This is a genomic window from Dyadobacter chenwenxiniae, from assembly GCF_022869785.1.
GTDB lineage: Bacteria > Bacteroidota > Bacteroidia > Cytophagales > Spirosomataceae > Dyadobacter > Dyadobacter chenwenxiniae.
This window is the reverse complement of sequence record NZ_CP094997.1, coordinates 5,689,615-5,711,199: the sequence shown is the minus strand read 5'-3', so window position 1 is coordinate 5,711,199 and position 21,585 is coordinate 5,689,615. Positions and strand designations below refer to the sequence as shown.

Below are 21,585 nucleotides of genomic sequence, written 5' to 3'. Positions count from 1 at the left end.
AAAATTTATTCCAAATAGTAAAGCAAAAATACATGAAACAAAAAAATCCGGCTCAAATTGAAACCGGAGATTTTTTAATTACTATGGCGAAATTTTATCTTAACTCAATCCATACGGAGCTCTTTTGGAATAATTACAACCGGTTAACTGATTTCTCAATCAATGCCGGCCACTCAGGCAGCTCGGGAATCCCTGGCTTTCTTTTTCCAAAAAACTGATTGAACATTGTCCCCTCTTTATCGATTAGTTCAATGCCTGTCACAACACCATCCTCTGTCGGTTTTCTCACAACCCAGGCCTCATCAATAGCATCCTGACGCAGGTGCAGGTTGAATTCCGGGTCCATAATGTTCAACCAGGGTCCCATGACAAAAATCTTGTTGATCGGACCGGTGTGAATTTGAATGCAGTTTGGATTGGAGACAAACACCATAATCGGTAATTGTTCCTCCGAAGCGGCCTCGAAAACGGGCTTCATGCTTTCCGGAGTGATCCTGTATGCATAACCCTCCGGCGCATTGCGCAAAGCTTGCTTACGGCTCAGATTGTATTTGCGAAGCAGTGTGAAAAAATCATGCGTGTCTTTTAAAGCGAGCCATTCCGCCTGAAATGCTGCCCTATCTATTTCCACAACCGTCTCCGATTCGGCTGGTTTCGGCGTTTTTTCCGAAATCGCGAGGCTAACGTCCTGATCCGGCTCGCTGTATTTGGTTACTAATGCGTCGTAGGCATCTTTATCGCTTTTTTCGGTTAAATAAATCTTATGCGTTGCGTCTCCGAAACTATTAAAAAATTGCAAGCTGTGGCGGTCGTTTTCAGAAACAGCGAAGCCGAATTTCCAGTCGCCCAGAAAAAGCCGCAGGTCAATGTCCTCTCCTAAAACCAACCCTACGTGATCATTAAAAGATATTTTTTCATAAACTCCCTTCCGCTCGTGCACGACGTGATCATTACGGGTAAGCGCCATCACGTGCCCCAGCGAGCCCACTTCTTTGATCAATTCACGAAAATCTCCGACCAGCAATGTTGCATTTTCACCGATCCCCGTGGCCACGAGCTCTGCTTCAGTAGTATTCAATTCCTTCGCAGCGTCCCGGATTCGGGTTTTGGGGTTGATAGCCTTGAATTCAGACCAACGTTCTTTCAGCTCAGTTCTTTCTGGTGACAGGGTAGATTTCATTTTGATATTTTGTTATAATGATCTTTAATAATCCATGGAAACCATTGGCACATCCGGCACAATGACTGGATAACTCAAATTTTCGGACTGGACAATTTTTACCGGCAATCCAAAAACATCCTTAATAACGTGCTCATTCAGAACCTCTTCCGGTGAGCCGATTGCATAACGCTGTCCGTTCTTCAACATTAAAACCTGGTCTGCATATTGCAAAGCCTGATTCAGGTCATGAACCACCGCAACTATTGAAAACCCCTTGGCGGCCAGTTCTTTGGCCAAATGAAATGTTTCAAACTGGTGCAAAAGGTCCATTCCTGTTGTCGGCTCGTCCAATAGCAAAAGCCCGTTTTCAGTTTCCCAAATCTGCGCCAATGCCCTTGCAAGCTGCACACGCTGCTGTTCTCCGCCCGAAAGCGTTGGGTAAGGTTGATTTTTTAAAGCGCTAATCCCTACTTTTTTAAGACATACTTCAACGATTTCCAAATCTTTCTGCGCAGGCTCGGCTTCGTAAAACGGATATCTGCCCATTAACACAATCTCCTGCACAGTAAATGACAAACTGATCACATTTTGTTGAGATAAAACCGCCCGTTTCCTTGCCAGATCTCTCAACTTATGCTTTTTCAAATCCTTTCCATTCAGGAAAACGGAACCTGATGTGGGCGAAAGCTCAGCAGAAAGTATTTTAATCAGCGTAGATTTCCCCGCACCATTAGCGCCAACGACCGCCCAGAACTGGCCAGGCGAGACATTGAAACTGATATCCTTTAAAAGCGACTTTTTCCGGACTTCAAAACCAACATTCATAATCTCAATCATAGCCGCTTCCGTTTTTGCTCCCAAAGAATATATATGAAAAACGGCGTACCCAGTAATGCTGTGAGAATCCCGATGGGAAGTTCCGAAGGCGCTACAATTGTTCTTGAAAGTGTGTCTGCTAATGTTAAGACGATAGAACCAGCCAATGCTGAGCCAATCAGCAGCGTTTTATGATTAGGGCCAAATGTTGTGCGTATCATGTGCGGGACGACAAGTCCCACAAATCCGATCGTGCCTGCGACAGCCACGGACGCGCCGACGCCCAAAGTTGCCAGGATAATAACTTGCCGCTTTAAAACCTTTAAGTTAACACCCAGACTCCCAGCCTGGCTTTCGCCGAGCACCAGCAAGTTCAACGCTTTGGAAAGGTAAGGCATGAAAAATACCGAAATGCCTACAAAGGGTAACACGGCCAGCACGGAGGCCCAGTTGGCCCCACCCAAACTTCCCAGGTTCCAGAATGTGATGGAACGAAGCTGCGCGTCGTCGGCCAGATAAGTCATAAGCCCGGTCATTGCGCCTACGAAAGCATTAATGGCAATTCCGCAAAGCAGCAACGTCGTGACGCCGCCGTCGCCGGTGATTTTTGATAGTTGATAAACCAATAATGTAGTTAGCGCCGCGCCCACAAATGCCACAAAAGAAATGCCGTAAACGCCGACCCATTCATTTATTATCCCAAAATATTTGACATTAAGCATGATTACGAACACAGCAAACAGGGATGCACCCGAGGTCACGCCAATCAATGTTGAATCTGCAATAGGGTTTCGGAAAAGTCCCTGTAATGATGCTCCTGCAATACCCAAACCCGCCCCTATCAGCACTGCCAGACAAACCCGCGGCAAACGGATGACCCAAAAAACGATTGATTTTTGCTCTTCCACTCGCGTTTCCTGGATAAAGCCGAGTTTCAGCGCGATAATTTGCCAGAGCTCAGTGGGCGAAATCGATAATGCGCCCGTGCAGGCTGAAAACACTACGCAAGCGAACAAAAGCGAACCCAGTATCCACGACATTTTTCCCGTCAGCGACGGAAGTTGCAACTGTTTTACAGATGCCTTTTTCGTAAACTGATCCGGTTCCTTTGTGATTTCAGCCAACATTCAATGCTATTTTACTTTTTGCGATAATTCAAGGGCTGCTTTGCCAAGCCGTGGCCCGAAGCCGGTCAGCAACTGGCCATCCATCGAGATCACTTTTCGGTTTTTACCTGCATTTGTATTCGCAACGCCCGGCACTTTCAGCAATCCGTCCATGCCTTGCAAGCTTTCCAGCCCACTCGAAAACAGCACAAGCACATCGGGATTGGCCGTTATTAAGGATTCTGCGGTTAGTGGTTTGTATTCTGTAAATCCGTTGACTGCATTTTTATGGCCTGCCAGCGTGAACATTTTATCAATAGAAGTGCCTGTCCCGGAAACCATCAATGTCCCCGTTCCCCTGGCATATATAAAAAGGAGTTTTTTGGGTGCAGCATTAGGTTTAACCTTCGTGAGATCCGTCTGAAGTGATTTTACGAGCTTTTCCGCCTGTGGCTTTGCATTAAAATAGTCACCCACCTCCCGTATCAGCTTAATCGCACCTTCTTTGGAATATTCATGCTTGAACTCGACCACTTTTTTGCCGCTGCTGCTGAGCTGTTTTACTACCGTGGGCAACAACAAGCTTTGGTCTGTATAAATGATCACATCCGGGTTTAATGTCAAGATCCCTTCCGCCGCAATGGTCCTGTTATGACCTATTTTAGGGATTTTTTCCAGAGAAGCGGGATAAGTGCTTGTTACATCTACCCCAACTAATTGATTTTCCAGTCCCAACCCACATAAGATCTCACTCAAAGTTCCATTTGCCGACACAATGCGCTGTCCCGGACCTGCCAATGCGTGGATCATTGTTATGCTAAACAGCAAAATAATGGTTAAGGCCCGGCGGAAATAATTCGTTCGCATGGAGGTGTTACTGTCTTTTTAACATTCGGTTGTGAGGCAAATATAAAATTATAATTTAGACCAAATATAAATAATTAAGAAAAATTTACTTTTCCATTCTTGAAACAATTCCTCGGACTTTTATTATTGTAACTTCAAAACTTGCGCGAACCGCTCCGACCTTAGACCCGTATCCTATTGAAAAAGTTATTCACCAATCTTACCTTCTGGGTTCTTACAGCCATAACGGCCGGCGCCTTAATGGGACATTATTTTCCTGAGCAGGCCGTGAAAATGGAGATTCTCGGGAAGGGTTTTATTTCAATTGTCAAAATCTTCATCAATCCGATCATTTTCCTGACCATTACATTAGGGATCATCGGGATGGGCGACTTGAAAAAGGTGGGGAAAGTAGGCGCTAAGGCGCTGATTTATTTTGAAGTGGTGACGACGTTGGCATTGATCGTGGGTATAGTGGTTGCGAATGTGATCCGGCCGGGTGAAGGCGTGGTGACGAGCAATTTACAAAAGGGCGATGCGTCTGCATTTACCAGCAAAGTGCAGGATTTCAGCTGGTTGCAATTTTTCCTGGACAATGTGACGCTGCAAGTATTGCTGTTTTCATTGGTGCTGGGAACTGTTTTAAGTAAATATTCGGGTAAAGAAAAAGTCACGGAATGGCTGAACTTCGCTTCCAAATACGTTTTCCGCGCTTTGCACCTGGTCATGATCTTCGCACCGATCGGAGCATTCGGCGGGATGGCTTATACAATCGGGAAATACGGCATTGATACATTATTACCGCTTGCCAAGCTGATGGGAACGGTTTATGCAACAATGGCGATCTTTATTTTCGGTATTCTCGGGCTTGTTTTGAGGACATATAAGATTAGCCTGTGGTCGTATTTAAAATACATTCGCGAAGAATTGCTGATCGTGCTTGGCACATCGTCCTCGGAAGCCGGTTTACCTTCCTTAATGGTCAAACTGGAACGGATGGGCTGTTCTAAACCGGTTGTCGGGCTTGTAGTTCCGGCGGGTTACTCCTTTAATCTGGACGGAACGACAATATATCTTTCCATGGCCACCATTTTTCTTGCGCAGGTTTTCAATGTACACCTAACATTCGGGCAGATCCTTTCGCTGATCGGCATCCTTATGGTGACTTCCAAAGGCGCTGCGGGTGTTACGGGAAGCGGGTTTGTAGTGCTTGCGTCTACATTAACGGCCATCAAAGTGATTCCTGTGGAAGGACTGGCCCTGCTTTTAGGCGTAGACCGTTTCATGTCCGAAGCCCGTGCGATCACCAATTTTATAGGAAACGGCGTGGCGACGATCTGGCTGGCCAACAATGAAAAAGAATTTGACCGAAGCAAAATGGAATACGCCTTCGCGAATGTTAACCAAACGGAGAATGTTTACCGATAACCTGACGGACACAACGCAACGGGCGGATTCGGTTTAGAAATTTGCAATTCGGTTTTAACTTTGAAAAAACAGTAATAAGCTTTTTAAAAAATGACAACGGATAATATTGACATACTGACCCGGGGAAAGCGGGTTTTCATAGGAGAAGAATTTGATTTGAAAAAATGGGAAGATGTTGAGCCGTTTTTTGAAAATCTGAAAAACAGGGAGATCAATTCTGCGGAAGATTTGCAGCAATGGTTTCTGGACCGCAGTGAAATTGAATCTTATTTGTCGGAAAACTTTGCCTGGCGCTATATTCGGCAGACTTGCGACACGGCTAACACGAGCCTGATCAACGCATTGCAATTTTTCATCACCGAAATCCAGCCCAAACTGGCGGAATATGGCAATGCTCTGGACAAAAAAGTGGTCGACAGCCCTTATCTGAGCGAATTAACAGAGCCTGGCTTCGACATTACGTTGCGGGGCATGAAGAAAGCCATCGAGATCTTCCGCGATGAGAACATTCCGCTGATCACCGAAATGCAGACCAAAGAGCGCCGTTACGGAGCTATTGCCGGCGCTATGACGGTGACATTGGATGGCGAAGAAATGACTTTGCAAAAGGCAGCGGACCGCCTGCAATCCACCGACCGGAGCATCCGTGAAGAAGCCTGGCGCGCCATCAGCGGCAGGCGCTACGACGACCACGAGCAACTGGACGAGCTGCTGGGCAAGCTGGTAACATTGCGCGATCAGGTTGGTACAAATGCTGGTTTTGCTAATTACCGCGATTATATGTTTGCTGCCATGGGCCGCTTCGATTACACGCCCCAGGATTGTTTTAATTTCCATGGTTCGGTAAAAAAAGCGGTTGTGCCGATGCTGGACGAAATGGCTGCGAGCAGGAAAGCTGCTTTGAAAGTAGATCAGCTCCGCCCGTGGGATATAAAAGTGGATCCGCAGGGATTGGCACCATTGAAGCCTTTTGCGACGGGAGAAGAGTTGCTGGACAAAACAATCCGCTGCTTTTCAAGGCTGGATCCTTTTCTGGGAAACTGTCTGACCACAATGAAAAACATGAAACACCTTGACCTGGAATCCAGGAAAGGAAAAGCGCCGGGCGGTTATAATTATCCGCTGGATGAAATCGGTGTTCCGTTTATTTTCATGAATGCGACTTCCAATCTGCGTGATATGGTTACGTTACTCCACGAAGGCGGTCACGCGGTGCATTCGCTAGTTACGCGGAATTTGAAGCTGAATTCATTCAAACACACACCTTCCGAAGTTGCGGAGCTTGCTTCGATGTCGATGGAATTGATCACAATGGATTATTGGGATGAGTTCTTTGAAAACGAAAATGACTTAAAAAGAGCGAAAATCCAGCATTTGGAATCCATTCTGGAAACGCTTCCCTGGGTCGCGACGGTGGATAAATTCCAGCATTGGATGTACGAAAACCCACAACATTCAGCTGTTGAGCGCACAGATGCATGGGTTCGGATCTATGAAGAATTTACAGATCATGTGATGGATTGGAACGGTCTTGAAATTTATAAAAAGTATCTGTGGCAGCGCCAGTTGCACATTTACGAAGTGCCTTTCTATTATATTGAGTATGGAATTGCGCAATTGGGAGCGATCGGCGTTTGGAAAAATTACCGCCAGGACCCTGCAAAAGGGCTTAAAGGATATCTAGATGCCCTGAAACTGGGCTATACGGCCACGATCGGGGAGATTTACCAGGCCGCTGACATTCCGTTTGACTTCTCGGAACAGCATATCACTGATCTGATGCAATTTGTACGCGATGAACTGGCCGAATTAAAAAAGTAACATTTCACCCGGGCTGATTTGGTGGTTATGAAAATGACGGTTATTTTTGCCCATATTACATATGAACGATCAAAGAAATGAAATTCAATAAAATTGTTGCATTTGTTGCCGGTCTTGCATTGCTTTCATCATGTGACTATCAAAAATACAATCACATCGAGCAAAAAGACCTGAATACTGGCAACGAATTGGTTTATGGCGTAAGCCCGGATTCATTGCCACGCCAAATGTCTTTGAAATACGAAGCGAAGCCTGAACTGGAAACGCGTGTAAATGATATCCGTGCCAAATTGTATAGCGGCACAACGAATGCAGTTGTAAAACAATAATTTTTTCCTGCCAAATATTGAAGATATCCTCACCGAAATGAGGATATCTTTTTTTTGAAAGAGTGTTTATATCGTATTGAACAATTTTAATATTGCTTTTGGCGTATAATCCTTTTAGTAAGCTCCTTTGAATAATCGAAGTTGTGACAATTGAACAATTTTAATTTACTTTACGTATTCGAGGCAGGATACATTTGTATTTAATAAGCAAGAACAGGCAATTAAAAGTATACAAAAACATGAATATAGCTTTGGTAACCGGCTCAGCCGGACTGATAGGAAGTGAATCGGTTGCTTTTTTAGCGGACAAATTTGATCTGGTAATTGGTGTTGATAATAATTTAAGAGAATACTTTTTCGGCGCTGACGGAAATACCGAATGGAACCGTAACAGGATCCAGGACCAGTTCAATAACTACAAACATTACTCTGCTGATATTCGCGAAGTAAGCCAGCTGGAACCCATTTTTAAAGAATACGGAACAGACATTAAGCTGATTATCCACGCAGCCGCACAGCCAAGCCACGACTGGGCAGCGAAAGAACCATTCACAGATTTTGGTGTAAATGCGGTCGGAACGCTTAATATGCTGGAAATGACACGCTTGCATACGCCGGAAGCTGTGTTTATCTTCACTTCTACTAATAAGGTTTACGGTGATAATCCTAATTATCTGCCATTAATCGAGCTGGAAACACGCTGGGAAATCGATCAGAACCATCCTTATTTCGAGAACGGGATCGACGAGCAACACAGCATTGATCATACAAAACATTCAGTTTTTGGTGCTTCCAAAGTGGCTGCTGACATCATGGTGCAGGAATATGGTCGTTATTTCGGCATGAAAACGGCAGTTTTCCGTGGCGGATGCCTTACCGGCCCGAATCACTCCGGTGCACAGCTGCACGGATTCCTTGCTTATCTGATGAAATGTGCGATCACTGGCAACCATTATACGATTTTTGGTTACAAAGGAAAGCAGGTTCGCGACAACATTCACAGCCATGACCTTGTAAATATGTTCTGGCATTTTTACCAAAATCCACGTCCGGGTGAAGTTTATAATGCGGGCGGCGGTCGTTTTGCCAACTGCTCTATGCTGGAAGCCATTGCGCTTTGCGAAGAGATTACAGGAAACAAATTATCTTATTCTTACTCAGAAACAAACAGGATCGGTGATCACATCTGGTATGTGAGCGACCTTTCTAAATTCAAGTCACATTATCCAGGCTGGAACTGGGAATACGGCTTGACTGAGACATTGACCCAAATTCACGACGGCATTTCTTCGAGATTAGGAGTAAAAACCGTTTAAAATCATTTCAGAAGCCTCCGAATGTTATCTTTCGGAGGCTTTCAAATTCCTCCCACATGCCAGAAAATTTTGTCATTATCATTCCTCAATTCAACGACTGGGAGGCGCTGAACCTGCTTATAAAAAAGATTAATGCGGATCTCAACGCCTCAATCTTAGAGAACACTACGCTATTTATCGTTGACGATTGTTCGTCCAAAGACAGAACGCAGCCGTTTGCTGGTTTTGGAGGAAAAGAAATAAAAGTCCTGCGCTTATACCGCAACCTGGGCCATCAAAAAGCGATTGCAATAGGCCTCTCTTACGTCGCCGAACACATGGCCACTGATAAAGTGATCGTTATGGACGCTGATGGGGAAGACGCCCCGGCAGACATTAATTTACTGGCTGAAAGGTCATTACAAGAACCCGGCAAGATCATTTTTGCAGAGCGTAACAAGCGCACGGAAAATTTGCTGTTCCGTTCTTTTTATGTGATCTATAAAATGCTTTTCAAATTGTTAACCGGGAAAGTGATCACTTTCGGTAATTTCAGTCTTGTTCCGCAGAACCGTTTGCAAAATCTGGTTCGTGTTTCGGAGATCTGGAACAATTATCCTGGCGGCATCATTAAATCCAGAATTCCTTACGATTCGGTGCTGACCAACCGCGCGAAAAGATTAGCGGGGGAAAGCAAAATGAACTTTGTTTCCCTTGTTTTACACGGATTAAGCGCCATTTCAGTTTTGGTTGATACGACCGCAGTCCGCATCCTGATTTTTTCCATTTTCATGTCAGGCGTGGCGATCGCATTTATCATTTTCATCATTTTCTTGAAACTGATCGGCAATGCAACACCGGGCTGGGCATCCACATTAGGTAGCACATTAATGATCCTGATGCTGCAATCCTTTCTGATTTCGCTGTTTTTGGTTTTCATGGTGTTACAATATCGCTCCCAGCAACATTTTATCCCAGCCGTTCACTATCGCGATTTTGTGGAGAAGGTAGACACTTTCAGTTAAGCCTATGCTCACTTTCGACAACTCCCCGCCGGTCTATTGGTTTATTGGATACGCGTTAGCGGCGTTTGTTGTCTTCTCGGCTTTTTTCAAACCCATTCCTACCAAAATTTACCTTGCATCAGCCATTTTGCTGCTGATTATCATGCGTTTACCAGTCATCGTTTTCAACCGGGAGCTTAATCCCGACGAGAGCCAGATGCTGAGTCACGCCATTACATTTTTCAAAGATCCGGTTTATTGGCGTTCGGTAGACGGGACTACAATTGGCCCACTGGACAATTATCTGCTGGCAATTCCCAGATTATTGGGTTTCCAGATCAACTACACTTCCGGGCGGATCATGGGCCTTTTGTGCTCCGGAGGCGCTTTGCTCCTGCTTTTTTACTCACTGAAAAATTGGTTTGGTGCTGCAATTGCACGCAAAATATCGGTTGTACCCATTCTGTTTCTGGCTTTTACGCAGGAAGTGGATTTCGTGCATTATTCCAGCGAGCAGCTGCCTGTTCTTTTACTTGCCGTGTGCGTCTGGTGCCTGTCAAAAGCAACATCAAATTTGGGGAATCTCAAAAGCGATTTATATTTCCTTGGGTTAGCGGCTGGCACCATTCCTTTTGCAAAGTTACAAGCCGTCCCCCAGGCGCTGGTTTTGGCGGTCGCAGGATTATGGGTTGGTTTTCAATATTTTAAATCAAAAAAAGAATCGAAACCACTTATTTTCCTGATCCTGGGAGGTTTGACTTTCCCGCTCCTAATGCTAATCTGGACACTCGCTTTTAATGTGTTTTCGGATCTGATCGAATTTTACATTTTAGGGAATGCGATCTATGCGGACGGAAAAGGTTTTTTCGAAATCCCTGGTCAGTTTCTAAGAATTTTTAGATTAACCACTGATTTTCAAATCTTTACATTAGCATTAATTGTTCCAATCATCTGCGCTTTCTACCAGATTTTCAGAAAGCCGAATGCTGATAAAACGAACCTGGTTATTCCCGTAACTATTCTTTTGCTGCTATTTTCAAGCATTTATGCGGTTACCAAATCCGGCAATGATTTTATACATTATCTCAATTTCTGCATCATTCCCTGGACATTAATGGCGGGTTATGGTTTGTCGCGGATTGAGAAATGGTCGGTTGCTTTTCCTGCGGTTGTTCTAATCTGGTTTGCTTCAAATGATGCTTATCACTTCATTAAGGAACGCCGGTTAAATGCTTTCGATTCTGTAAATGCGCGCACATTAGCACAGAGTCCGGTTGTTTTGGAATTGAAAAAATATAGCCAGCCAGATGACTACATGGTCGTATGGGGCTGGCAATGTGTGTATTATGTTGAAGCGCAACTGGCACAGGGAACGGCTGAGAACCATTCGGAACGTTCCATTTTCAGCCATCCGATGCAGGAGAAATATAAAAGCCGTTATCTGTCCGACATTGAGCGGAACAAGCCGGCGATTGTGCTGGATGCGGTGGGAAAAAATAGTATGTGGGTGCAAAACAAAAAAGCCCAGGGAATTGAGAGTTACCCTGCGCTTTTTCAATATATCCTAAACAATTACAAGCTGATCGGCGACTTCGATGACACACGCTTGTATGTGCGTAAAGACCGCCTATAATTGTGACAAAACATCCGTTTGCTGTGCGTTTTCAGCTTGAAGCAAGTCGTTTAATGTCGTTTGGTCCAGAACAGCGAGGTTAGCATCACGCCATCTTTCGAGCACGGAACGCAGGCTGCACGTTTCTTCATCCTTACAATCGTCGCAACGACCGTAAAAAAACATCGAAACGCAAAGTGCCGGTGCAATGGGGCCGTCGATAATCCGCAGGACCTTTGAAAAATTGACTTCGCCGGGTGGGATACGCAGCAGATATCCGCCGCCTTTTCCTTTCTGACTTTGCAAAACACCATTATTACGCAAGTCAAGCAATATCGCTTCCAGAAATTTCTTTGGAATCTTCTCTTTTTCAGCAATATAGGAGATCAGCACAGGGCCTTTCCCATATTGTTCAGCCAAAACCTTTAAAGCCTTCAGCGCGTATTTTGCTTTTTTTGAAATCATTGTCCTTAAATGTACTTTATAGTCGATGTAGCATATAGGCGAATCGGCTCCATCCCGTATTCAGGATGATCAACTCTAAATATCGAACATTTCACCGAATATCCTGCTAATTGCAGAACATTAATTGGTCAAACAATAATTCCCTTGAAAATTTCCGAATGAAATCGAAATCACCGTTTGACTAGTTTCTAGGCGGTTTACCACCATTCAGCAAGCCTTGCATTCTTTCCAGTGTTTTCTTTTCACCGCAAAGCGACAGGAAGGCTTCCCTTTCCAGATCGAGCAGATATTGTTCGGTAACATTCTGCGCATAGCTCAGATCACCGCCATTAATTACATAAGCAAGTTTGTTGGCGATTTTAGCGTCGTGATCGGAAATATAATTTGCCAGACGCATCTGCGCGATACCGGCCATGAACAATGCGATGCCTGTTTTTCCCTGCACTTTAATGTCATTACGCTGCTTAGGCTGCGTATATCCATTGTTTGCCAGCTCAATTGCCGCTTGCTTCGCCTCCACGATCAATCTCGACCGGTTTAAAACGATCTGGTCTTTGTCCTGCAGATAATTCATTTCACGCGCTTCCTGAGCCGAGGTCGAAACTTTCGCCTGCGCAATGTTCATGAATGCGGTTTGCAAAATGTTCAATTCCGTGTCTCCCGCATGATACATATCCGAGCACCTGAGCGCCATTTCCTTCGTGCCGCCGCCCGCGGGAATAATGCCAACGCCGAATTCCACCAGTCCCATGTAAGTTTCAGCGTGCGCCACAACCTTGTCCGCATGTAAATTAAGCTCGCAACCACCACCCAGCGCCAATGTATGCGGCGCAGTGACCACCGGAATGGCAGAATAGCGCGCCCGCATCATGGTTTGCTGGAATTGCGCAATGACCATATTAATTTCATCAAATTCCTGCTCGATAGCGAACATGAACAGCATTGCCAGGTTCGCACCCGCAGAGAACGCCTCACTGGACTCGTTACCGATCACCAATCCACGGAAATCTTTTTCTGCCAGACTAATGCCTTTATTGATTCCCTCAATCACCTCGGAACCCATTGTATTCATCTTTGACTTGAATTCCAGGTTCAGAATTCCGTCGCCAATGTCATACAGATTTGCCCCTGCATTCTTCCATACAATGTTGTTAGTGAGATTACTAAGCAGGATAAAGCTCTCCTGACCAGGAATTTTCCTATATGTTTTTGAAACAATGTCGTAATACGAACGCTTGCCGTTTTCCACTTTATAAAATGACTCATTGCCAGCTGCGACCATTTCGTAAACCCAGTCCGCCGGCTTCATATCCAGGCCTTCCATGACAGAGAGCATATTTTGCACACCAATGGCATCCCACGTTTCAAAAAGGCCATATTGCCAGCCAAATCCCGCGGAAATAGCCTGATCGATCCGGAAGATTTCATCTGATATTTCAGGGATTCGCAAGGATGCATATCTGAAAATGTCCGAGAAAGTCTTTCTGTAAAACGCTCCCGCTTTGTCCCTTCCCGCGATCAGCACCGGGAAACGCTTCGAAACGTCGCTGATGGCCTTGGTGCCCTCTAATGTTTCAAACTTGACTTTTTCAGAAGGCTTGTACTCTAATGTATCGAAATCCAATGCAAGAATGACGGATTTGCCTTTGTCATCCTTTATTTTTTTATAAAAACCCTGTCCCGATTTGTCTCCAAGCCATTTGTTATCATATAATTTCTGCATCACATCCGGAACTACAAAGGCATCTCGCGATTCATCTTTTCCTTCGCCCGAAGCATATAAATTATTGGCAACATGAACCGTCGTATCCAATCCCACAACGTCCGAAAGGCGATATGTGCCTGACTTTGGACGTCCGGCAACAGGACCAGTAAGCTTATCCACTTCATCCACACTCAGCCCCATTTCAGCCGCAACACGGATTGTTTGGATCAATGCGTAGATTCCCAGCCTGTTAGCAATGAAACCCGGTGTGTCTTTCGCCAAAACGGTCGTTTTACCCAGGAAAAGATCGCCGTAATGCATCAGAAAATCGACAATTTCCTGATCGGTTTCCGGCGTCGGGATGATTTCAAGTAAGCGTAAATATCTCGGTGGGTTAAAGAAGTGCGTTCCGCAGAAATGCTTCCGGAAGTCATCGCTACGGCCTTCGGCCATTAAATGGATCGGGATTCCGGATGTGTTGGATGTTACCAGCGTTCCGGGCCTGCGTAAGGCATCCACTTTTTCGAAAATACTTTTCTTAATATCAAGCCGTTCCACAACGACTTCCATCACCCAATCATAATTTTTGATATCGGCCAGGTTATCGTCGAAGTTTCCCGTTTTAATGCGTGAGGCAAAAGCCGGGCTGTAAAGTGGCGCCGGGGATGCTTTTATAGCTTGTTGTAATGCATCATTCACGATCCTGTTTCGGAAAGCAGGGTGTTCGTTGGTAATTCCTTTTGCTTTTTCGGCGTCGTTAAGCTCTTTCGGAACAATGTCGAGTAATAAAACTTCCACACCGATATTGGCAAAGTGGCAAGCAATGCGCGATCCCATAATGCCCGAGCCCAAAACGGCTACTTTACGAATTGAACGATTCATTATTTAAAGGTTTGGTTTAAAGCTCTTCTTCTATTTCGCCGGCTTTGAGTTTTTGATTTTCCTCTTCCACCAGTTTGTTGATATCCTTAATTACATCAAAAAAAACGACCAGTTTATCCAGCGGAATTTTATCCCTGATCATAGTATTGAAAGAAATAACGCCTTCCCGCGCCAGTTCCCGTTTTTCTTTTCCTAAATCCGTCAGCACGATCCGGACAAACCGCTTATCCTGTTCACTTACCTCCCGTTTGATCAGCCCGCGTTCTTCCAGGTTTTTCAGCATCCGCACCAGACTTCGTGGCTCCATGCCGAGCAAAGGGGCTATTTTGGTTGCGGGCGTGCCGTTTTCAATGTCAATGTTGAGCAATACATAGCCCACAGCCATGGTTGTATCAAAACGTGCGGCATAAGCATTGTACATTCTGGAAATCGAATGCCAGGCCCATTTTATCTGGAAATCAATCGTTTTTTCCTTGCGCATCGTCGGAGAAAGCTTAATGGTGTCAGGAGTGCCCCTTGTCACAAATGTAAGAAATCAGCTCACTATTATGCAAGCATACTAATTTTAGTTTCATAAAAAACGCACCGCCCGGAGTTGGACAGTGCGTTTTTAAATGAACAATATTAAATTTATTTTTCTGCGATCAGCTTGTCCATCAGGCCATTAAAATCAGTCACAAATTCATCAAAATATGCGCCCGTCCCCTGACCAGAGAAACCTGTGTGGATCTCGCGCACTTTTCCTTTTCTGTCTATAAAAATCGTTGTAGGATAAGACATTACCTTGTTCAGCATGGGTAATGCTTTCGCAGTCGCTTCGTCGGTGTTGGTTCCCGCCAAAAGGATTGGATAATCGATTCCCATGCGTTCAATCATGCGTTTGATCTTGGGATTGGAAACTTTTGGATCATCGGATCTTTCAAAGGACAAGCCAACAACCTCAACACCGCGGTCCTTATTCTTTTTGTACCAGGGCGCTACGAAATTAGTTTCGTCCATACAATTCGGGCACCACGAGCCCATAATCTGAATGATCACGACTTTGTCCTTAAATCTTGGATCTTTCAATGAAACAGGCTTGCCTTCCGAGTCGGGAAATGTGAAGTCAACCGTCTCATAACCTGGCTTTAAGTAAGTGAGGCTCGCAGCATCAGGCAGTTTCGCTTTATCGTTTTTCGAGGCAGTAAAGCTTCGCAAACTTTTCACGCCCGACCACATGGAGCCTTTTAACGAGCCGTCGCTTTGGATGGCTGCTTTGAAAAGCTTGGCATTGGAGCCGTCAAATGTGGACAAAAACAGACTGTCACCATTTACATTGCCAGTCAGGAAGCGATAATCGCCCGTTGTAGTCAGTATAGAACCTTTCACATCCGTTCCATTCTGGATAAATGTCCCTACGGATTGCGTCGTGTCGCCTGTTGACTCTGTTATAAATGTGGCATCCCACTTCCCGGCAACGGTTTTTGTGCTCTTTGCCTCACCTGATTTGAAAAATTTATAGTCCTTTCCAAACTCCGCTTCGAAAGGGATTGAACCTGCCACTACGCCTTTTGCATAGCGATAATAAGTTCCTTTCAGCTTTTCTCCTTCTGCTTTTGCAATGATTTTCATATCAAAAAGCTCCATAGGTATCACCAGCGAATCGTTTTGAAAGAATGCGGTGTCCATTTTGAGCCTTTCTGTATCATTGATAACCACAACAGAATAAGTTTTCCCGTCCGGGTTTTTAGACACATCCATAATGAATGGAATCCTGTTCACATCCCTGCTCAATGTTGCGCGCCAGGTGCCGGTTTTCAGGTCCGGCTGTTCGGTAGAATTACAGCTGATCAATACAGATAAAATCAGGCTTGCAGCAATCTGACCAATTAGTCTCATATACAGTGGGTTGTTATTAATTTGACGAAAAGCGGCCGAAATTAAATCCTTTGCCGACAGCCATTCGTACGCTTGAAAATTGCTAAGTTTGTAACTGCCTCCTGGCAAGAATTAGTTCCTAAGTACGTTGCTTTTAACAAATGGATTTACAAAGTACATATCACGAGCCTGTCATGTTGTCCGAATGCCTGGAAGGGCTTAACATTCAACCGGAGGGTGTTTACGTGGATGTGACTTTTGGCGGCGGCGGACATTCGCGGGCCATTCTTGAAAAACTGACGACAGGCAGACTGCTGGTTTTCGATCAGGATCCCGATGCCGCAGCCAATGCAGCGGAATTCAACGACGACAAACGATTTACATTCATAGCGGCCAATTTCAGGCATTTGAAGCGCTATCTCAAACTGCATAAGGCCGAAAAAGTGGACGGAATCCTGGGAGACCTGGGCGTTTCTTCACACCAGATCAACACCCCGGAAAGAGGCTTTTCCACCCGGTTTGATGCGGATTTGGACATGCGTATGAACCCGAACATTGAAAAAACGGCCAGAGAAGTGATCAATACACGGTCTTCGGCTGAATTACAGCGGATTTTGGGCATGTATGGCGAGGTTACCAATGCCCGAACAGCGGCCGAAGCAATATTTACTTCCAGACATAGCACGCCGATTGACACAGTCGCGGATTTGAAAGGGATTTTGCTCAAATATGCCCCTAAGCACCGTGAAAACAAGTATTTTGCTCAGGTGTTCCAGGCATTAAGGATTGAAGTGAATGATGAGCTGGCGGTTCTGGAAGAGTTTCTGACGCAGGTCCCGGAAGTGCTTAATCCAGGCGGGCGATTGGTTGTGATGTCCTATCATTCGCTGGAAGATCGTTTGGTCAAAAATTTTATTTTAAAAGGAAAATTTGACGGAGAGTTAGAAAAGGACTTCTATGGAAATGCGATTAGGCCCCTTAGCAGCGTTACCAGAAAGCCGGTGGAAGCATCCGATGAAGAAGTTGCACGAAATCCGAGGGCCAGGAGCGCGAAGCTCAGAATAGCAGAGAAAATATAATTTCAAAAATCCCACTTGAGAAATGTCGGAAAACAAAAGAAGACCTAAGCCCATTCCGCCTAAGCCTCCAAAGCCTGCGAAGCGCAAGCGGGAATATCATTTATTCAACTGGCTGAACAAGTTTTTGCCGCTGGACAAGGTTTTTGGTGAAAAAGCACCGGGTAAAGAAGAGCGGCTTCCGGTTAAATATTTCTATTATTTTGGCTGGATTGTGATTCTGCTCGTGGCTTACGAACGGATTGGTTTTCAGTCTGAACAATATGTCCGCAACAGCATTAAGCTAAAAAAAGAAGTGGACGATCTCCGGGCTGAGTACACGTCCATTCACGCTGAATACATGAAAAGCGGGTTGCAGTCGGTGATCATTGAAAAAGTAAAATCCGAAGGTTTGGAAGAAAACCTTATCCCTCCCAAAAAGATCATTATCAAGTCGGAAGAAGACGATTAGTCGGCCCCGGCACCTGAAATATACTCAATCTTTATAAGCTCAAATTTCTTCTAAGAAGTAATGAAGAACGACGTTGAAAGCGGTCAGAATAATAAGAAAGCGCTGATTGCCCGCGCAAGAACTGTGGGCTGGCTTTTGTTTTTACTGGCCATAGCGGTTTTTGGTAAACTGATCCGTGTTCAGTATTACGATGAATTCAAAGGCAAAACATGGGCGGAATATTCGGCCAAAAATGACTTAAAAATCGACACCATTCCGGCCATGCGCGGGAACATTTATTCAGTTGATGACCGTCTTCTGGCCACGTCGCTCCCTTATTATTATGTCGGTTTGGATACGAAAGTGGCTGATTCGGCTTATTTCAGAAATAACATTGATGAGCTGTCGTCCTTACTTGCCAAAAGTTTTGGAGAGCATACTGCGGCCGGTTATAAAAACAAGATCATGCGCTATCGCGTGAGCAAAAATAAACGCTATCTAAGGCTTAAATCCCGTCAGATTAGCCATCTGGATCGTGAAAAGATCAAGAAATGGCCGTTTTTTGTCAAAAACAGAAAAGGCGGCGGCGGTAAATTTGAAACGATCTACAAACGCTATAAACCATTTAGCCCAATGGCGGACAGGACCATTGGTGGCATCGACCCGAAAAGCGGACGCGGCTACATCGGGCTGGAATCCAGTTTTGACAAAAATCTTGAAGGAAAAGCGGGCATAGGATGGGTTGAAATGGTGGAAGGCGGCATGAAAATCCCAGTCGGCGATGCGCTGAATGTACAGCCCGAAGCCGGAAGGGATATTTATACAACGCTGGATATGAATTTCCAGGATCGGGCAGAAATTGCTTTGCGCAGAAAACTTATCGAAAGCAAAGCCAATTACGGTTGCGTGATCATTATGGAAGTAGCAACCGGCGAAATCCGTGCGATGGCCAATTTGACAAAACGCGGAGAAGGCAAATATGAGGAGGTTTTTAATTATGCCGTTGCCGGCGGAGCAGATCCAGGCTCAACTTTCAAATTGCCGACCATGATGGCACTTCTGGAAGAAACAAAAATGAACCCGGATCAGATCACGGTGAATACAGGAGCTGGCTCGGTCCGTTTCCGAGGAACGTCTATTAATGATTCCAAAAGAGGCGGACACGGCGTTCTGACAGCCACACAGGTTTTTGAAAAATCGTCCAACATTGGCGTGCATTTACTCATGCAGCGCTATTTCTTTTCAAAACCAGACGCATATCTTTCCTATTTGAAAAAATTCCACCTGACTACACCGACAGGCATTCACATGAAAGGAGAAAAACCTCCTTACATTAAAGACCGCACATCCAAGCAATGGAGCGCCTATTCATTGACCTTTATGTCGTACGGCTACGAGATGTCAATGACCCCGCTGCAAACCCTTGCTCTTTACAATGCAGTTGCTAATGACGGTTATTGGGTGAGGCCGATGATCGTGCGGGAGATCAGAAATGCAGAAGGCGTTGAGGACAAAATCCCGCCATACGTTGAAGATAAGCCTATTGCCTCTCCCGAGACCATTAAAAAAGTGAAGCAAATGCTGGAAGGCGTTGTCAAAGCTGGTTCGGCGAAAAACATCAGCTCTGAACTTTACCAGATCGCTGGCAAAACCGGAACAGCACAGAAACTGATCAATGGCATTTATACGCCCGGAAAATATTACACTTCGTTTGCCGGTTATTTCCCTGCCGATAAGCCAAAGTACAGCGCTATTGTGATCATCGACACACCGCAAGGGTCGGGTGCCAATTACACATTATATGCAGGAAGCGTTGCGGCGCCTGTTTTCAAAGAAGTGGCTGACCGCATTTATGCGTACGATATGAGCATCCAGAAACCGATCAAAGATTCGTTGCCGGAGGTTTCCAAAGACGTGAAATGGGCTGGGCGCTCGGAAGATCTGAATGTAATCAGCAAAGAGTTGAAACTGACACCCGTTCCGGCAGGCAGTGAATATGCCGCTGCGTCTCTTTTGAAAAAAGGAAAAACCAATTGGCAGAAGCGCCATATGAATTCCCCGGATGTGCCTGATCTCCAAGGATTAGCAATGCGCGATGCATTGTATATTTTGGAAAACAAAGGATTCAATGTCACATTTAAAGGCTCGGGCAAAGTGGTGGAACAATCGCTGCCACCTGGCACCAACCCCGGAAGCAACAAAACGATCCTATTAACATTACAGTAATTCCTGCATGGAGAGCACCCCAGAGAAAATTTTAAGTGATATCCTGATAGGCGTGGCCGGGGCCAATGTTACCGGTTCTGATATAGTAGTAATAAAAAGCATTATCCTGGATTCCAGAAAAGTGCTGCCGGGAAGCTTTTTCGTAGCCCTCAGGGGAACACAAACGGATGGACATCAATACATTGGCACTGCAGTGCAGCTTGGCGCAGCAGCGATTTTGTGTGAACAGTTACCTGAAAGCCTGAGTGACAATGTTACTTACATTCAGGTTCCGGATTCAGCGGAAGCGATGGGGCTAATTGCCGCTGCCTTTTATGATAACCCATCACAAAGGCTCACACTTGTTGGCGTAACGGGAACAAATGGTAAAACATCTGTTGCGACATTCCTATTCCAACTTTTCCGCGCGCTGGGTTATCGCTGCGGCCTGATTTCGACCGTTCAAAACCAGGTTGAGGACGAAGTGATTCCATCCACGCACACCACGCCGGACGCAGTTGCATTGAACCAGCTGTTGTCCCAAATGCAGAAAAAGAATTGCAGCCACGTGTTCATGGAAGTGAGCTCTCACGCCGTTGCACAACACCGCATTACCGGTCTGCATTTTGCAGGAGGCATTTTTACCAACATTACCCACGATCATCTCGACTTTCACAAGACATTCGATAATTACATTAAGGCAAAAAAGGGCTTCTTCGACCAGCTTCCTAAAACAGCTTTCGCACTTGTAAATCTGGATGACCGGCGTGGAGCTGTAATGGTGCAGAATACAAGAGCCAAGGTGGAAACCTATTCTTTGCAAACACTGGCGAATTTTAAAGGAAAAATTATTTCGGATACGCTGGCTGGGATGCATATGGACATCAATATGCAGGAGGTCTGGTTTCGGGTGATCGGGCGATTTAATGCTTATAACTTGCTTTCCGTTTATGGTGCGGCGGTTCTTTTGGGAGAAAGACCGGAATCGGTGCTCACGGAGCTTTCCAACCTGAAAAGTCCTCCGGGACGTTTTGAGCAGTTTCATTCAACTGACAACATTGTCGGGATCGTGGACTACGCGCATACGCCCGACGCACTGGAAAATGTGTTGGAAACGATCAACCATTTGCGGAGCGGCAATGAAAAGGTGATCACAGTTGTGGGTTGCGGGGGAAACCGGGATGCTGAAAAACGGCCCAAAATGGCTGCTATTGCTTGCAAATTCAGTAACCGCGTTATTCTTACATCCGACAATCCGCGTTACGAAGATCCTCTGGATATTTTGGAACAAATGCGAAAAGGCGTTCCGCCATTGGATTACAAAAAAACTTCTGTGATTGAGGATCGGCATGAGGCCATTAACCGGGCTTATGAAGAAGCGCATCCCGGGGACATTATTTTAATAGCGGGAAAGGGTCATGAAAATTATCAGGAAATCAAGGGCGTAAAACATCATTTCGACGATAAGGAAGTTTTGCTTGAAGCTTTTGCTGAGCGTAATTCCTGATATCGGCGTTAAAAATCCAATTGCCTTTTTGCGTAGTCT

General features: G+C 45.3%; 18 protein-coding genes. 10 read left to right on the top strand and 8 right to left on the bottom strand.

The window, feature by feature from the left end; all coding sequences use genetic code 11:
• Positions 1-133 precede the first annotated feature (133 nt).
• From MUK70_RS24465 to MUK70_RS24450, 4 genes are read right to left on the bottom strand one after another with little or no spacing between them, the layout of a single operon-like run.
• Positions 134-1,180, bottom strand: coding sequence for a hemin-degrading factor (locus MUK70_RS24465; RefSeq protein ID WP_234658396.1), 1,047 nt, complete (start codon positions 1,178-1,180; stop codon positions 134-136).
• A 24-nt stretch (positions 1,181-1,204) separates the two neighbouring features.
• Positions 1,205-1,999 carry a heme ABC transporter ATP-binding protein gene (locus tag MUK70_RS24460; protein ID WP_234658397.1) on the bottom strand — a complete coding sequence of 265 codons (795 nt, stop codon included), beginning with the start codon at positions 1,997-1,999 and terminating at the stop codon, positions 1,205-1,207.
• Positions 1,996-3,105, bottom strand: coding sequence for a FecCD family ABC transporter permease (locus tag MUK70_RS24455; RefSeq protein WP_234658398.1), 1,110 nt, complete (start codon positions 3,103-3,105; stop codon positions 1,996-1,998). Before MUK70_RS24455 ends, MUK70_RS24460 begins: the two co-directional genes overlap by 4 nt.
• 6 nt (positions 3,106-3,111) lie before the next feature.
• Positions 3,112-3,951 (bottom strand): heme/hemin ABC transporter substrate-binding protein, encoded by an 840-nt coding sequence (locus tag MUK70_RS24450; RefSeq protein ID WP_234658399.1) that lies wholly within the window; start codon positions 3,949-3,951, stop codon positions 3,112-3,114.
• 177 nt (positions 3,952-4,128) lie between these two features.
• Here MUK70_RS24450 and MUK70_RS24445 point away from each other — a divergent pair, with 177 nt between their 5' ends.
• From MUK70_RS24445 to MUK70_RS24420, 6 genes are all read left to right on the top strand, one after another.
• A complete protein-coding gene (locus MUK70_RS24445) occupies positions 4,129-5,358 on the top strand; it encodes a cation:dicarboxylate symporter family transporter (protein ID WP_275975540.1) in 1,230 nt (409 codons plus the stop codon).
• Positions 5,359-5,448: 90 nt separating this feature from the next.
• On the top strand, positions 5,449-7,179 hold the full coding sequence (locus MUK70_RS24440) for a M3 family oligoendopeptidase (protein ID WP_234658400.1): 1,731 nt from the start codon (positions 5,449-5,451) through the stop codon (positions 7,177-7,179).
• Positions 7,180-7,256: 77 nt separating this feature from the next.
• A complete protein-coding gene (locus tag MUK70_RS24435; protein ID WP_234605888.1) occupies positions 7,257-7,508 on the top strand; it encodes a hypothetical protein in 252 nt (83 codons plus the stop codon).
• Positions 7,509-7,747: 239 nt separating this feature from the next.
• Positions 7,748-8,824 (top strand): NAD-dependent epimerase/dehydratase family protein, encoded by a 1,077-nt coding sequence (locus tag MUK70_RS24430; RefSeq protein ID WP_234605890.1) that lies wholly within the window; start codon positions 7,748-7,750, stop codon positions 8,822-8,824.
• A 56-nt stretch (positions 8,825-8,880) separates the two neighbouring features.
• Positions 8,881-9,828: a glycosyltransferase gene (locus tag MUK70_RS24425; RefSeq protein ID WP_234658401.1), complete on the top strand. Its 948-nt coding sequence runs from the start codon at positions 8,881-8,883 to the stop codon at positions 9,826-9,828.
• 4 nt (positions 9,829-9,832) lie between these two features.
• A complete protein-coding gene (locus MUK70_RS24420; RefSeq protein WP_234658403.1) occupies positions 9,833-11,440 on the top strand; it encodes a hypothetical protein in 1,608 nt (535 codons plus the stop codon).
• Here MUK70_RS24420 and MUK70_RS24415 read toward each other — a convergent pair.
• The 4 genes from MUK70_RS24415 to MUK70_RS24400 all read right to left on the bottom strand — a co-directional run bounded on the left by MUK70_RS24415 (position 11,435) and on the right by MUK70_RS24400 (position 16,349).
• Complete coding sequence (locus MUK70_RS24415) at positions 11,435-11,884, bottom strand: RrF2 family transcriptional regulator (RefSeq protein ID WP_234605898.1); 450 nt, start codon at positions 11,882-11,884, stop codon at positions 11,435-11,437. The genes MUK70_RS24420 and MUK70_RS24415 overlap by 6 nt on opposite strands.
• Positions 11,885-12,065: 181 nt before the next feature.
• Positions 12,066-14,471, bottom strand: a complete 2,406-nt coding sequence (locus MUK70_RS24410; RefSeq protein ID WP_234658404.1) for a 3-hydroxyacyl-CoA dehydrogenase/enoyl-CoA hydratase family protein — start codon at positions 14,469-14,471, stop codon at positions 12,066-12,068.
• Positions 14,472-14,487: 16 nt separating this feature from the next.
• A complete protein-coding gene (locus MUK70_RS24405) occupies positions 14,488-14,952 on the bottom strand; it encodes a MarR family winged helix-turn-helix transcriptional regulator (RefSeq protein WP_026631983.1) in 465 nt (154 codons plus the stop codon).
• Between the two features lie 149 nt (positions 14,953-15,101).
• Positions 15,102-16,349 carry a peroxiredoxin family protein gene (locus MUK70_RS24400; RefSeq protein WP_234658405.1) on the bottom strand — a complete coding sequence of 416 codons (1,248 nt, stop codon included), beginning with the start codon at positions 16,347-16,349 and terminating at the stop codon, positions 15,102-15,104.
• Between the two features lie 140 nt (positions 16,350-16,489).
• On the opposite strand from MUK70_RS24400, the gene rsmH reads away from it, so the two are divergent.
• From rsmH to MUK70_RS24380, 4 genes are read left to right on the top strand one after another with little or no spacing between them, the layout of a single operon-like run.
• Positions 16,490-17,407: a 16S rRNA (cytosine(1402)-N(4))-methyltransferase RsmH gene (rsmH, locus tag MUK70_RS24395; protein WP_234658406.1), complete on the top strand. Its 918-nt coding sequence runs from the start codon at positions 16,490-16,492 to the stop codon at positions 17,405-17,407.
• Between the two features lie 22 nt (positions 17,408-17,429).
• On the top strand, positions 17,430-17,855 hold the full coding sequence (locus MUK70_RS24390) for an FtsL-like putative cell division protein (protein ID WP_234605905.1): 426 nt from the start codon (positions 17,430-17,432) through the stop codon (positions 17,853-17,855).
• Between the two features lie 60 nt (positions 17,856-17,915).
• Positions 17,916-20,060 carry a PASTA domain-containing penicillin-binding protein gene (locus MUK70_RS24385; protein ID WP_234658407.1) on the top strand — a complete coding sequence of 715 codons (2,145 nt, stop codon included), beginning with the start codon at positions 17,916-17,918 and terminating at the stop codon, positions 20,058-20,060.
• 7 nt (positions 20,061-20,067) lie between these two features.
• On the top strand, positions 20,068-21,546 hold the full coding sequence (locus MUK70_RS24380; RefSeq protein ID WP_234658408.1) for a UDP-N-acetylmuramoyl-L-alanyl-D-glutamate--2,6-diaminopimelate ligase: 1,479 nt from the start codon (positions 20,068-20,070) through the stop codon (positions 21,544-21,546).
• The last annotated feature ends 39 nt before the right edge of the window (positions 21,547-21,585 follow it).